Annotated in this window: 7 protein-coding genes; 3 read left to right on the top strand and 4 right to left on the bottom strand. The window is 68.1% G+C overall.

The window, feature by feature from the left end:
* Positions 1–23: 23 nt before the first annotated feature.
* The 4 genes from pglX to ACFQS1_RS22510 all read right to left on the bottom strand — a co-directional run bounded on the left by pglX (position 24) and on the right by ACFQS1_RS22510 (position 11128).
* Positions 24–3533, bottom strand: a complete 3510-nt coding sequence (gene pglX, locus ACFQS1_RS22525) for a BREX-2 system adenine-specific DNA-methyltransferase PglX (protein WP_378971518.1) — start codon at positions 3531–3533, stop codon at positions 24–26.
* The gene (gene pglW, locus ACFQS1_RS22520; RefSeq protein WP_378971516.1) at positions 3530–7663 is read right to left on the bottom strand and encodes a BREX system serine/threonine kinase PglW; all 4134 of its coding nucleotides are present in this window, start codon (positions 7661–7663) and stop codon (positions 3530–3532) included. Before pglW ends, pglX begins: the two co-directional genes overlap by 4 nt.
* A 94-nt stretch (positions 7664–7757) precedes the next feature.
* Positions 7758–9320, bottom strand: coding sequence for a serine/threonine-protein kinase (locus ACFQS1_RS22515; RefSeq protein WP_378971514.1), 1563 nt, complete (start codon positions 9318–9320; stop codon positions 7758–7760).
* A 35-nt stretch (positions 9321–9355) separates the two neighbouring features.
* Positions 9356–11128 carry an HsdM family class I SAM-dependent methyltransferase gene (locus ACFQS1_RS22510; RefSeq protein WP_378971511.1) on the bottom strand — a complete coding sequence of 591 codons (1773 nt, stop codon included), beginning with the start codon at positions 11126–11128 and terminating at the stop codon, positions 9356–9358.
* Between the two features lie 226 nt (positions 11129–11354).
* On the opposite strand from ACFQS1_RS22510, the gene ACFQS1_RS22505 reads away from it, so the two are divergent.
* The 3 genes from ACFQS1_RS22505 (at position 11355) to ACFQS1_RS22495 (ending at position 13789) form a co-directional block, all read left to right on the top strand.
* Positions 11355–11969: a DUF4352 domain-containing protein gene (locus ACFQS1_RS22505; protein WP_378971509.1), complete on the top strand. Its 615-nt coding sequence runs from the start codon at positions 11355–11357 to the stop codon at positions 11967–11969.
* A 10-nt stretch (positions 11970–11979) separates the two neighbouring features.
* Positions 11980–12432 carry a hypothetical protein gene (locus tag ACFQS1_RS22500; protein WP_378971507.1) on the top strand — a complete coding sequence of 151 codons (453 nt, stop codon included), beginning with the start codon at positions 11980–11982 and terminating at the stop codon, positions 12430–12432.
* Positions 12433–12646: 214 nt separating this feature from the next.
* Positions 12647–13789 carry a DEAD/DEAH box helicase family protein gene (locus ACFQS1_RS22495; protein ID WP_378971505.1) on the top strand — a complete coding sequence of 381 codons (1143 nt, stop codon included), beginning with the start codon at positions 12647–12649 and terminating at the stop codon, positions 13787–13789.
* The last annotated feature ends 104 nt before the right edge of the window (positions 13790–13893 follow it).

The following is a 13893-nucleotide window of genomic DNA, read 5'->3' as shown; positions in this document are numbered from 1 at the left end:
GTCCCCCACGCTCCGCCGAACGGTCAGCTCAACCCGCGAATCCGCGTGAGCTCCGCCCGATCGGCCCCGAGCGTCGCCAGCTCCGTGTCGATGAACCCGGTGAAGAACTGCGCCGGCGACCCCGGGAACCCAGGCTGCGGCTCCGCATGCCACTGCTTCAGCCACGGCTCCAACTCGGCCAACCCCGCCAGCAGCGGCAGCAGCGCTTCCTGCTTCCACCCGGCCTGCGTCTTCCGGTCCAGGTAGACGGTGGCAATCGCCTGCGCTTGCGCCAGGTGATCCCATCCCGCCCACCCCAACAGCAGCGTCGGATCCCCATCACGACCCGCATTCGGGTACGAGACGAACCGCTCCTTCGGAACGTCAAGCTTCCCCCGGTTACGCCAGTAGGACGCCTTCAAGAAGTCCCCCGACGTGTACTTCGGCGGCACCGGGATGTCGAGCTTCTCCCCCGCATCCTCCCGCCGCTGCTGTTCCCAGGTCTCTTCCCACTGCTTCCGCTTCCGCAGCCCAGCCGCCTTGTACCGCAACGCCGGCAGGAAGGGCACGTGCTCGTCCGCAACCAGCTTCCCCAGCGTCTTGACCAGGTCGTACTGATCCGACCCCACCCACAACTCCAGCACCGACCGGAAATCGTCATCGTGCCGGACACGGTCAGCCAACTGCGCCACCGACAGTGGGGTGGGCGCTCCCGCCCACAGCTCCGCCGACTCAAGCCGATCCAACAGCCAGTCCCGCAACGCCTCGCGCTGCATCACGTCCCAGCCCTTGGTGGCCCACCGCCGCTTGAACTCAGGCCGCTCGATCAGACCTATGTTCCGATCAGATTCAATAAGCGCGATCCGCCTCTCCACGACAGCCCGGTAGTCCGGCGACCACTGCTTCGGAAGTTCCGTAACCGGTGCGAACTTGTGGTTGTGGTGGCGGAACCACGTTGTCGTCGTCTCTCCCGCAGCCTGTTGGCGTGCTAACACAATCGCGAAGGCACGCTCAGCCGGCTGCAGCTCTGGGTACTCCGAGACGGCAAGGCTCTCGTCGATCAACCCATAGGCCTTGTAGATCGCCCAGTCCAACTCTTCCTGCACGGCAACCATCGTCCCCCTAACGGACTCATATTGAGCCCGCGCAGCTTGAAGTCGCTTCCGAGTTGGAATCCCGGCAGCGGAAACAGCCAGTGGCGTGAGACCCGCCATTTCCTGCGCCAAGGCATCTATCCTCTGAGCGAGTTGAACCGGAGACGACACCGGGAGAGGAAACTCCTGCAGTTTGGTCCCAGTGAACTCGAATCGGTGCTCCCACGGCTCGTCCGCACCGGCTTGCTCGGCACCCGGCCGACCCTTGTTGTGACTGACCTGCTTGAGCCAGAAGCAGGCGGTCGAGCTGTTGAGCACTCCGAGCAGCCGCAGGTGATCGTCCTCCGTCGCCCCCTCCGGCAACTTGATCACCGGCGCCGACTGCTTGAAGACCTTCCCACCCCGATCCAACACAAAGTGGTTATGCGTCGCCACAAAAGCGAACGCAATAGACATGCTGGTATTCATTTTCTCTCGAGCCAGAAAGCCGTATTCATGCCACTTCATAGTGGGAATTTCCTCGATCGGCCGGCGGAACCAGACGCGCCGCCTAAGATTCTGCCGATTAGGCCAGAGAAATCGATGCAATCGGGGGGTGTCGGACAAATCTACCGGCACTAGCGCTTCGGCGTATGGCCAAGCAGCAACATCCCCCAGTTGTAAGCTATAATCACGCATTTGGTCGCCAATAACCATATGACGATTCTCAACTCCGCACCGATTAGCGACGCGCTCGGGAACCAAGTACGCATCATCTTCCAGCGTGACAGCAACGATTCCGATATCATGCGTAACCGCAGAAAGGACAGCGGTCACTCCACGCTGAAGCTTCTCCATCAACGGACCCGCACCACCACCGCTAAGACTCCAAGGGTGTTGGGCCAGAGCTCGTCGCTCAATATCCGCGCATGAAACCCACTCGCTCTCGGAATTTGGCGAGTCGATCTGATCTACGATTGACCGCCAGACCAGTCCTCGCGCCGGATCATTGGGTTGCGATGGCTCACCACGAATACCAAGCACTGCTCTTACCGGTAAGCTGTATCGACTGCTGACTAAACGGTTCCGACCTAACAGGATAACCGTCGGGGTTCCATGACCTGGGATGTAGGCGCCGGACGCATCGATGACTTCTACTAGTTCGACATCCCCTGCGAAGAAGTTGTTGATCAGCTTCTTGCCGAATTCTCGTTTCATGAACGAGTTGGCGGCAATTTGCCCGACATAGCCAGCGCTGTCGCCATTGCTGTCGCCGCGCTTGGCCAGCTTGAAGAACAACTGAGCGAAAGGCACGGTCAGCGCGTATTTGCCGGAGCAGGCCGAGTACCGCTTTCGGTATAGCTCGTTGAGCGCCTTGTCCTTGACGGTGATGTAGGGCGGGTTGCCCACGACGACCGTGTACTGGTTCGAGCGCAGATACTCGGTCAACTCGTCGTAGTCCTCGGTGACAAACGCGAAGATCTTGCCGTCGTCCTCAGTGCCGTAGGTGAACTGGCCTTGGTGGGTTGAGGAACGGCCCCACCCGAGCAGCGAGTCGCCGGTTGCCAGCCGCAGATTAAAGGCCGGTGCGGTTTCCAGGTCGTTCAGGCCGCAAGCGTTCAGGGCAGCGATCATCAGCCGGAAGCGAGCAATGGCCACGGCGAACGGGTTGATGTCCACACCGGTCACCTGATTGAGCGCCCGCTGCACCAACTCCCGCACGTCCTCGGCCGGCTCGCGGTCCTTCCATCGCGTGATCAGGCGATCGAAGGCGCCCAGCAGGAAGTGACCCGAACCGCAAGTCGGGTCGATGACCTTCGTGTCAGCGAGGCCGAATTCGCGGTAGGCCGGCTCGAAGGTGCGGTCGAGAATGAACTCTTCGACGAACTCGGGCGTCTGCAGCAGGGCGTACGTCTCCCGGGCGTGTGCCGACAGGTTCTGATAGAGGTCCCCCAAGAAGCGCGTGTTCAGGCCAGGCGACTCCAGCGACGCGTACCCGTCGCCGCGCCGGAAGAAATCCGACAAGGCCTCCGCCGCACGGCCGGAGATGCCAAAACGCCACACCGGGTTGTGCTCGTCGAAAATCTTGCCGGTGGGGCGGAGTTCGGCCAGGTACTTGAAGGCCTCGCGCAGCCAGTGCCGGTCGTTGTGGGTGGGGTTGGCGATCAGGTAGCCCTGGCGTTCCCGCACCGCCCGCTCGACCGGGGCGGCGGCCGTCGGGCCGCCGATCCACACTCGCTTGATCAGCGCGTTGTCCTCGCAGAAGCGGACGAAGACGCAACCGAGGACCCAGGCGACGGCGGCCTGGTCGAGGGGATCCTCCAGCCACGACTCGAAGGTGGCGGCGGTGCGTTGCGCGTCGAACGCCGCCTTCCACTCTGCCTTCAGCGACGATCGCAGCTCATCATTGTCGGCGACGACGTCGCGCAGGTCGTCGACCAGGAGTTTCACCTGGCCCTGCAGCGCCTTGAGCTCGATCAACGGGTGGTCCTTTCCACGGCGGGGCCTATCCAGGCGGGCGGCAGCCACAGCGACTGGCCGACCGGCGAAGTCAGGGGGATCTGGGTGTCGTCGAGCATGGCGGGCTCGGGGCGGCGCGCGGCGACCAGCAGGAGCCGGGCGCCGGGGCGTGGGCGGGTGGGGTCGGCCAGGCGCTGCAGGAGCTGCATCTGGCCGTAGCGGGCGAGCGGCGCGGCCTCGGTGATGAGCACCGGGTCGGTGGTCTCGAGGGCCTGCTCGATGGCGGGCGCGACGTCGCGCTGGACCATCAGGGTCAGGGCGCGGAAGTTGGCGTCCGTGGGCTGGCCGGTGTCGGCGCTGATGATGTTCTCCCAGGCGTACTTCGCCTCGCGGAGCCGCTCGATCAGCAACGCCGTGACGTTGACCTCGGTCAGGCTCAGCCGTTCGATCAGGGCCCGCCGGGCCGCCGTGACCTGGCGCAGCGACGCCAGCACTGCCAGGTAGCCGCGCTTTTCGAGTACGGCGGCCAGCTTGGCGTCCGCGTCGGCGACCGCGGCCGGGCCGACGAACGGCGCGGCCGTGCCCGACCTGCGCGTGCTGGTGTAGCCCACGGGGAGCGTCGGGGGCACGTACTGCCGGGTCGTGGCGTCCCAGGCGAGCGGCACCTCGCATTCGGACAGCAGCTCGTCGAGGGCCGGCCGGGCGGGCAGGGGCGCGGCGAGCGGGAAGCGGGCGCGTACCCGATCGTGCAGGGCATCGACGGTGAGCTTCTGGCCGATCAGGCTGCCCATCGCCAGCCGCAGCGCCTGCGGCGCGGGCATGCCGACGGGATAGAGCTGGCCCTGCGCGTTGACGTCGGCGGCGCCGTGCGTGGCCGCGGCGGCGAGTTGCAGCAGGCGCTGGTCGCTGAGGGTGGGCATGCCCTCCTGCTTGAGGGTGCGCAGCGTCTCGACCGCCCGCTGCCGACTGGGCAGCGGCTGCTGCGCCGCCAGGTCGGCGGCGATCCGGCCGAGCCGCACCACGTACGCGAGCAGGTCGGCGGCGGTCGTGAGCGCGGTGGGATCGTCCGGTTCGCGGCCCACCAGGACGGTGTCCGAGCCGCGGAACCGCTGGATGGCGACCCGGGCATCGCCGCCGCGCTGCAGCTCGGCCTCCACGGCGGCGTGGACCAGGCCGATCGCCTGTGCGGTGCGCTTCGGCTCGGCGGCGAACGTGCCGCGGGAGACGATCAGCGCCTCGGCGATCTCCTCGGCCGACATGACTAGGCCGCGGACTTCCAACAAGGCAACAACTTCATCGCGTACGGCGGTGAGCGCCGGATTGTCGAGCCAGCTCTTCGCGTGCTTGCGGATCAGCGCGGAGACCTGCGGCTGGCTCTGGCCGATCGCCGGGCCGGCCTCGGTCTGCGGCATCCAGCTCAGATACCGGTGGTCCGCGGTGGGCGCCTGGCCGAGCAGCTTGGCCAGCGGAGCGTGGTCCTTGGATCGTTTGCTGGGCAGCAGGGTGGCGCTGACGGCCTCGATCCCGTGTGGGAGGACGACGTCAGTCGGCGGCTCGGCGGTCGGGACGCCACCGAGCTCGACCCGCAGCTCGCGGACCCGGGCGAGGATTTCCTTGCGGGTAGCGTCCGGCACGCCCTTGGCCCGGGTGAGGGCGGACGGCTCGTAGTCGAGCAGCTCGCCGACGTCGGCCACGCCGAGCCGGTTGAGGGCGGACAGCGCCCGCACCGTCAGCCCTACGGCTTCGAGCGGCGTCTTGCGAGACAGCGGCTCCTGCACCGGCGGCACTTCGCCCGGCCCGTGCTGGGACGGCTCCGGCACGTTGTGGAAGATCATCCTCCAGGCGTCGGCCATCTGCTCGGCGGTGTCGAAGCGGTCCTTCACGTCGCGGGCGAGGGCCCTGCCGAAGAACGCGACCAGCCGGTCGGCGACGGCCGCCTCGAACATGGCCGGTTCGAGGGTGACCTCGTCCTTCACGGTCGCCGGGTTGGCTCCCTCCCCCCACCGTGGCAGCGTGCCGGTGGCCATCTCGAAGAGTGTCACCGCGGCGGAGAACCGGTCGGCGGCGGCGTCGTAGCGCATCCGGCGGGGCGGGCCGAGGAACGGGTCCAGGTACGGCGGGGTTCCCGCGCTGATCTGATCGGCCGGGGTGGCGGCCAGGGAGAAGTCGAAGATGCACAGGTGCGGCTGGCGGTCGCTGGGCCGGGGCCGGGCGGCCAGGTTGGCCGGTTTGATGTCGCGGTGCCAGACCCCCTCGGCTTCCAGGAAGGTGACGATGTCCAGCAGGTCGCGGCCGTAGCGTTCGAGCAGATCGAGGGCAAGCCGGCGGCCGCCTTCAAGTTCTTCGGCAAGGGTGCGTTCGCCGGCGCTTTCCAGTACCAGCGCGGTGCGGTTGCCGACGGTGACCGGGCCGTCCTGCAGGGCCGCCACCAGCCAATGTTGGTGCATCTTGCGCAGCACGGCCGCCTCGGCGGCGAGCCGGTCAGCGAACTGCTCGTCCCGGGCAACCTTGAGGACGACCTCGCGCTTGCCACTCGGTGTCTCCTCGCTGACCAGCAACGCGATGGCCGTCGCGCCCGAGCCGAGCCGGCTCTGCACGAGCCGTTCGCCTTCCAGCATGTCGCCCTTGTGTGCCTCCAGCGGATCGATGTGGACCACGGGCTCGGGCGCGGTGAGCTCGTCCCATACCTGCTCGATCCCGTCGCGGAACTTCGCGACGCTGGGCAGGCGGTGGCTCGGGTCACCGTAGGTGGCGTCATAGACGAGCAGGGCTAGGCTGCCGGGAATGCCGTCCGCCACCGCGGACAGGTTCAGGCCGCCCTCGCTGACCGCGGCGACGAGTTCCTCCGGCGTCTCCGCCGGCGGACGGCCGGTAAAGATCCGGTATGCGATGGCGCCTAGCGAGAAGACGTCCAGCGGGATGCCGGGCACGTCGATCCGGTGCGCGGCCTCGGGCGCCTGGTAGCGGCGTACGTCGTCGTCGAAGAACAGCTCCATGCCGGCGCCGTCGGTGGAGGTGAGCCGCGTGGTCCGGGTGGCGTCGGCGAGCCGGCCGCCGGCCTGCCATTCGGTGACCAGCAACTGCGGTCGCGGATCGTCCGGGTGCCGGACGTAAATGGACTGCGGGGTGAGCGCCCGGTGCACCAGGCGGCGACTGTGCGCGTACGCGATGATCTCGGCCAGGTCGCCGACCAGCTGCAACCTTTGCGCCAGCGTCATGGTCGCCTCGTGCTGCAGCAACCACTGGTCCAGCCGCACCGAGCGCTCGTCGTGGTTGAAGACCACGGCCGGGCCGAATGCGTGCTCGACCAGGTCGACAGCCTGCGAGACGCCCGGATGCTGGATGCCTTGCAGCAGCCGGAACTCGCGCTCGGCAGCGCGCCGGATGATCGGTACGTCCTCGGAGGCGGCACGGCTGGTCAGGTAGAACCGGACGCGCCGGGTGACATGCTGGTCGATGATGTGCTTGGCGATGAAGTCCTGCCAGCCGATTCCCTCGGCGAACGGCTTGCCGAACAGCAGGAGCTGGCCAATCTTCCGGTCCGCCACCGACGGACGGATCTTGGTACCGCGCACCAGGTCGATGATCTGCTGGCCGCGCGATGCGTCGACAAGCTGGTCCTGATACTTCGGTCTATCGAGCAACAGCTGCTTGAGGCTTGGCAGACCGGACTCGGCATGGTTGTCCAGGCCGTAGACGTGCTGAGCGCCGATCGGGTCCAGTTTCGAGCGCATGTTGCGGGCGTGCAGGAAGACCGCGGCGCCGACGAACGGCACCAGCCTCTCCTTGCCCTGCTGCTTGGCGTAGTACCTGATCAGGCTGGCGAGCCGCTTTGCTTTCCGGTTGGCCAGGATCAGCGGGTTGTCCCAGGGCTCGAGGCGACGGCCGGACATCCGGCGTACCCATTGGGTGCCGCCGCCCTCGATCTCGCCCTGCCAGTGCTTGAGCTCGAGCACGTAGAGGGCGCTGCGGGTCAGGACCAGGGCGTCGACCTCGTTGAGGGAGCCGTCGGTGCCGACGAACTCGACGTTCGCCCAGACGTGGAAGGGGTCCTCGTCCGGAAGGTAGGCCGCGAGCTCTCGCAGGCCGTCCTTCTCGTGCTGGAACGGGCTGGGATTGATCTCTTCCCAGCGCGGCGAGTTCAGCTTCACCGCAGCTCCCTCCCGTTGGCTCTGACGCCTGGCACCGTATCGGTAACGAGATCTGCCCGGCGACAGGGTGTGCGGCGCGGCGTGCTCTGCGTCATCACGTCCGGTTCGTTTCGGTTTGGTCGGCGCGGATCGACGCGATCAGGTCGGCCACCTCGGCGGGACTCGGATGCGCCCCACCGGGCAACCGCCGCACGTCGGCCAGCAGACCGGTCAGCGTCTGTCGCGCCGCTTTCCGCTCTCCCGAACGCAGCTGCAGCAGGGCGATCTGTTTGCGCAGCTCCAGCGTCCGCGGGTCGTCGCCGTACGCGTCCCGCCGCTCAGCCAGCAGCAGGCCGAGCTGTTCCAATGCTTCGGCGGCGCCACCGGTCATGGCGTCGCAGATGGCCGCTTTGACGCGGCAGTCGAACAGCAGATCCGAGCTGCCCCCACCCGTGGTCGTGAGAGATGCGGCGAGCGCGCGGTAGACAGGTGCGGCCCGCCGGTAGTCGCCGCCCTCGAACAGCGCGGTGGCCAGGTCGTAGCGGATACGCAGCACATCCTTGTCGGTGTCGCCGAAGATCTCCCGGGTCTGCTCCTCCAGCTCGCCGAGGACTTCGGCCGCCTGGCCGAAGCGGGACTCCCGAACGAGCCGGCGCGCGTGATCGCGAGCCTTCGCCAGGTTCTCGCGGCTGATGGGCGCTTCCGGATGTGCCGGTTCCCGAACCGCCTCGACCGGGACGGGGGTGTGCTGCTCTTTGCGCCAAGCCCGGCCGACCAACTCGGCGTACATGGGGATCGGGCTGGCCGTGCCGGCCGGCTGGAGAGCGCCGGGCAGCTGTCCGAGGTCGGCGGCGAACGGAAGCAGGCGCTGATAAACATGCTCGGCGTCGGCCGGACGGTCTTCGGGACGTTTCCGGAGCAACTCCAGGACCAGGTTCTCCAGGGCGGCGGGGACGTCCGGCCGCACCGAGCGCAGCCGCGGTGGCGGCTCCTTGACCTGCTGCGTCATCACCGAGTAAGCGGTGGATCCAGCGAAGACATGGTCGCCGGTGAGCATCTCGTAGATGGTGCAGCCAAGGGCGTACAGGTCGGTGGCGGGCTCGCTCAGGTTGGCCTCCACCTGTTCCGGCGCCATGTAGGCCGGCGTGCCGACCGGCTCGCCGCTCAGCGTTATCCGGGAGAAGTCGGCGAGGGTGGGCGCTACCGCCAGCCCGAAGTCGAGCACCTTGACACAGCCGTCGGGCTGCAGGATGAGATTGCTCGGTTTCAGGTCGCGGTGCACCAGGGAGGCGGCATGTGCGGCGACGAGAACCGCGCAAACCTGGGCGCAGATGGCGGCCGTCCATCCGACCGGCAGCGGGCCCTGCTCGGCGATCAGATCAGCGATGCTCATGCCGTGCACACGCTGCATGACGAGGAACGGACGGCCGTCTGCGTCGGTGCCGACGTCGTACACCGCCGGCACGCCGGGGTGCTCCAGGCGGGCGGTGATCCGGGCCTCGCGCACGAACCGACGCACGTGCTCCTGCTCCGGCACGCCGTGCGGGACGCGGATGAACTTGACCGCGATCTCTCGGTCGAGCTTGACGTCGCGGCCCAGCCAGACTTCGCCCATGCCACCGCGGGCGAGCGGGCTCGCCAGCTCGTAGCGGCCGTCGCTGAGCGTCCGGTCCGGCACCACGCCTCCTGGATCGTGTGGTTGACCGAGCGAATCTATTCCTCCGTGGTGACCAGGCCGTTGGCGAGGCCGTCGGCGGTGTGCCGGGTGAGTTCCTCGCTCAGCGCCGCCGCGTCCCGGATGGCGTCGTCAAATTGCTGCATCTGGCGGAACACGGCGCCGTGCCGGCGTTGCTCGTCGATCGGGATTCGCGGGACCTGTGCCCGTCGAACGTCGAAGCGCAGGGAGCCGCTGGACGACGACGTACCGGCCTGCCGTTCGTTGGTCGAGCTCCGCAGGTAACCCGCCACGAACCACGGATCCATGGCCTGCGGGTCGCACCGCAGCAGGTGCAACCCGCGCCCGAGAAGCGCGCCGCCCTCGGTGATCACCCGGGGTTGCAGGCGCGCGGCGATGACGGGTACGACGATGTCACCGGATCGCAGATCGATCTTCGGGCTGACAAGCAGTTCGGCGCTGCCGCTGGCGGCGGTGCCGTTGATGACGTCGTCGCTGGTCAACACGGGATGTCCGGCCGGCTCGCTGCCGGCGCGGACCGGGCCCAGCAGTTGTAGTTGGCCGGTGCGGGCGAGATCAGCGACTGACACGGTGGGCACCGGAGCCAGCGGCTCGGGCGCGGCAGCCACCGCGGGGAGCAGCCCGGGCAGGCGGTCCACGATGCCGGACAGCCGTTGCCGGCTTTCCACCAGGGCGGCCGCCACATCGGTTCCGGCCATGGCGGGCGCGCCATGCCGACCGGGTGTCAGATCGACTTCCTCGTCGAGCAGGTCGATCACCGAGACGGCACGGCCCGGTGCGCCGTCCGAGTCGATCGCGTCGAGGGTTTTCTGATACGCGTCGGCGACCGGATCCGCAGTGGTGTCGACCAGCAAGACGGTCGGGGCTGCTTCGCGCGTACGGTGCAGTATCCACAGATGGAGGCCGATGCCGTGCGGCGCGGCAGCTCCCGGAGGCAACGCGATGATCGCGCGAAGGGCGCCGCGGCGCAGAAGTCCGGCGCGGATGCGCCGTCCGGCCCGGCGGGCGGCCGCCGAGGGCGGCATCAAAAGCACGGCGATGCCGTCAACCTTCAAATGGGCGTACGCATGCTGCACCCAGGCCAGCTCGGGTTCGGTACGCGGGGGGACGCCGAACTCCCAGCGCCGGTCATAGCCGAGCTCCTCGTGCCCCCAGTTGGTCTGCCCGAACGGCAGGTTGGCGACCACCGCGTCCACGGTCAGATCGGTGAACGCGTCGTGGCGCAGCGAGTCGCCCGTTCGGATTTCGCCGGGCAGGCCACCGGCCGCCAGCCACAACGCCGCCAGACGGGTGGCGGCGGCGTCATTGTCCTGGCCATAGACGGCGGCCGCACCGGAATCGGCGGCCGCGCGCAGCAGCCGGCCGGTGCCGCAAGCGGGATCCAACACGGTGCCGCCGCGGACCCGCGCGAGTGTCACCATCAGTCGGCCAAGCGCGTCGGGCGTGGTGACGGCACGCTGGCCGGGCAGGTCGGCGAAACGCTGCCAGAGCATTTCCAGGGCGGCCCTGGCGCCGTGGGTCTCGGCGAGCGCGGCGACGTCGTCGCGTAGCGGCTCGAAGGGCAGCGGGCGGCGGCCGAGCAGCGCATCTCCGGCGGCGGCGAGGGCCTCGGCGGGATCATCGGCGGCGGCCAGCAGGTTGCGCCACAGTCGGTCCTCGTCCGCGACACCGGGCAGTCTGCCCTGCGCGATCAGCCATTGCTCGACCTGTTCCAGATCGAACTGCGGGCTGGCGGCCGTGCCGCCGACCGGGGCGGGAAACGTGGTGTACCGCTTGCGCCAGTTGCTCACCGCGGCGCGGCCGACGCCCGCGAGGCGGGCGATGTCGGCGGCGGTGACTCTCGCTCTCTGCTGCACGCCGGTGAGTGTACACATCATCGTTGACAGAGCCGCCATACATAGGCGCTCGACTCGCGGGTTCACAGCGTCTGTTGACATGGCTCTCGGACGAACCGTAAAGTCGACGCGTCGTCGGGCGATCCGCTCGCCCTCACTTCCCAATGTCCGGAGTGTGCTCATGTCGTACCCACAGCAGCCGCAACCCGTCGCTCAGCCGCAGCCGACAAAGCACCACAGGTGGCACTGGATCGCAGGTGGCGTCGCCCTCGTCGTGGCGCTGGGCTGCGGCGCGGCCAGCGGCGGAAAGGACGCCGCCGACACGGAGGCCGCGCAGGCGGCGACCACGGCGCCGACCAAGGAGGCCACCGGCAAGCCGAAAACCAAGCAGGACAAGACGCCGGGGCTGAACCAGCCGGCCCGGGACGGCAAGTTCGAGTTCACCGTCACCCGCGTCAAATGCGGCGCCACCAAGGTCGGCTCGAGCCTGCTCGGCGAGAAGGCGCAGGGCCAGTACTGCCTGATCACCCTGCGGGTGAAGAACATCGGCAAGGAGGCGCAGGCCTTTGCCGACTCGGCGCAGAAGGCATACGACGCGAAGAAGGTCGAGTACTCCGCCGACTCCGGGGCAGGGATCTACGTCAACGAGGACAACCAGGTCCTCTTCCAGGACATCAACCCGGGCAACGCGGTCACCGGCACGCTGGTCTTCGACGTGCCGAAGGGCACCAAGCTGACATCACTGGAACTGCACGACTCGGTCTTCTCCGGCGGCGTTGCCGTGAAGCTCCAGTGAGGACGCCCTGATGAAAAACACCAAACGCCTTGAGCGTCGTGAGCCCGCCCTGTACGTCGTCGCCGAATGGGAAGGCTCCCCTGGACCTCGGCGACTCGCGATCGAGGTGGCTGCCGAGGAGGCGGACGGCATCACCGCGAGCGTCATGCGCCGAGTCGACCGGCTCCTCGCCGACATGACAGCCGAGTTCAACGAGATCCCAGCCGTCGGCGGCCACGCCGTCATGGTGCGCCACTATGTCGAGGACCGGCTGGCCGGGCTGCCGTCCGACGACGCCGGCTACCACCGTGGCCTCCTGGACATCCACGACGAACTGGTCGACCGCGGCCACACGGCACCCGAGAAGGCGATCGCCGACGCAATGCGCATACCGGAAGAAGCGATGCGTGCCTGCCTTCAGGTGGCGCGGCAGCACGTCGCGGCACCCGACCCCCTGCCGTACAGCGAAGGTCGTAACTCTTGAACAATCCCGCAATGATCAAGGCCCGCACTGGTGTACGACACGTTCGACGGTCAGACGTTTCGCTGACCGCCCCCAGGGCCGAACCGGTCGAATCTGCGCACGGCCGGACAACCTATTAGGCCGTGACGACCCAGTTCGAATCTCATCAATTACCGGTGAGATGACTTAGCGTACACATTCTCCTTACCCGCAGCGCCAGGGAGCTCGTAGACCCATGACCTCGCTTCTCCATCACGAGGCACCCACCACGATTCGTGCCCGGGCGGCCGCACTCACCGAGTATTTGCTCGCCGTGCGCGCCCAGATGGAGAAACCGGCGCGGACCGTGCCCACGGGCTCGGCGATCTGGCAGAACGGCCTTCCCGAGCATCCGGACTGCCGGCTCGGCCCGCGGGACACGGACTCGAGCTGGCTCAGCGTGGGGCGGCCGCCGAAACCCAAATCGCTTGCCGCTCCCGGCCGGATTTCGTCGCTGCTCGCCGGGCCGATCGAGGCGACCCGCGAACCCGCCTTCCGCGCTCCGGGCGGGCTCACCGAGGAGGAGGTGGAAGAGCGGGCCGCCGAGGTCGGCGAGTGGGTCGAGAACACGTGGCGGCCGTGGGCCATCGCAACGCGGAGAATCACGGCAACCCGCGAGCTGCACGCGCGCCTGATCGAGCTGCGGAGCCGGCTCGACATGAACACGGCGGGCGAGGAGCTGGTCTGGGGGCACGGCATCGTGCACCTCGAGATCGCGGGGCACCGCGTCGCGTACCCGTTGGTCGCGACACCCGTCGCGATCGACTATGACGCCGACCATGCGGTGGTCAGCGTGTCGCCGCAGGGGCCGGCCCGGCTGCAGACCGACGCGCTGACCGGCCTGGACGACCAGTCGCTGCGTCAGCTTCTCGGTCTCGGCGACGGTGGCCTGGTCGCGGTCGACCTCTGGGATGACCTGGAGCGGCGCGAGCTGTTCGAGCGGGCGCTGCGCCGCCTCGGCCACGACCCGGTGCTGCGCGCGGCCGACGCGCCGGCGATCGGCGGCCCGCACATTCACGACACCGGTGTGCTGTTCGTCCGACCGCGGCAACGGATGCTGCGGCGCTTCCTCGAGCAGCTCCGCGATCGGCTGCTCGCCGGCGACACCGGGACCATCGGCGCGCTTGCCTCCGTGCTCGCGCACGAGCCGAGCAGGCTGGAGATGCCCTCCGACGACCCACGGCGCTGGCAACCGGTCGGCACCCGCCTCCTCATGCCGTTGCCGACCAACGAGGCGCAGGAGTCCATCGCGCAGCGGCTGTCGCGCAACCGCACGGTCGCTGTGCAGGGTCCGCCGGGCACCGGCAAGACCCACACCGGAACCTGTCAAGTCAAATGAGACAATTTCTTGATTTTTCTTAGCTTTCTGCTGCGGGGTGGATGGTCGCGGCTGGGGTGGTGACCTGGTCGGGTGGGTTGTTGTCGGGTTTGTTGATCCATGCC

The sequence above is a fragment of the Paractinoplanes rhizophilus genome, from assembly GCF_042664765.1.
Lineage (GTDB): Bacteria > Actinomycetota > Actinomycetes > Mycobacteriales > Micromonosporaceae > Actinoplanes > Actinoplanes rhizophilus.
The sequence above is the reverse complement of the archived record's forward strand: the minus strand, read 5'-3'. Positions and strand labels throughout refer to the sequence as shown.

Excerpts from the sequence above, each read along its gene's own strand:
- ACFQS1_RS22505 (WP_378971509.1), top strand. The coding sequence starts at position 11,355 with ATGTCGTACCCACAGCAGCCGCAACCCGTCGCTCAGCCGCAGCCGACA.
- ACFQS1_RS22500 (WP_378971507.1), top strand. The coding sequence starts at position 11,980 with ATGAAAAACACCAAACGCCTTGAGCGTCGTGAGCCCGCCCTGTACGTC.
- ACFQS1_RS22495 (WP_378971505.1), top strand. The coding sequence starts at position 12,647 with ATGACCTCGCTTCTCCATCACGAGGCACCCACCACGATTCGTGCCCGG.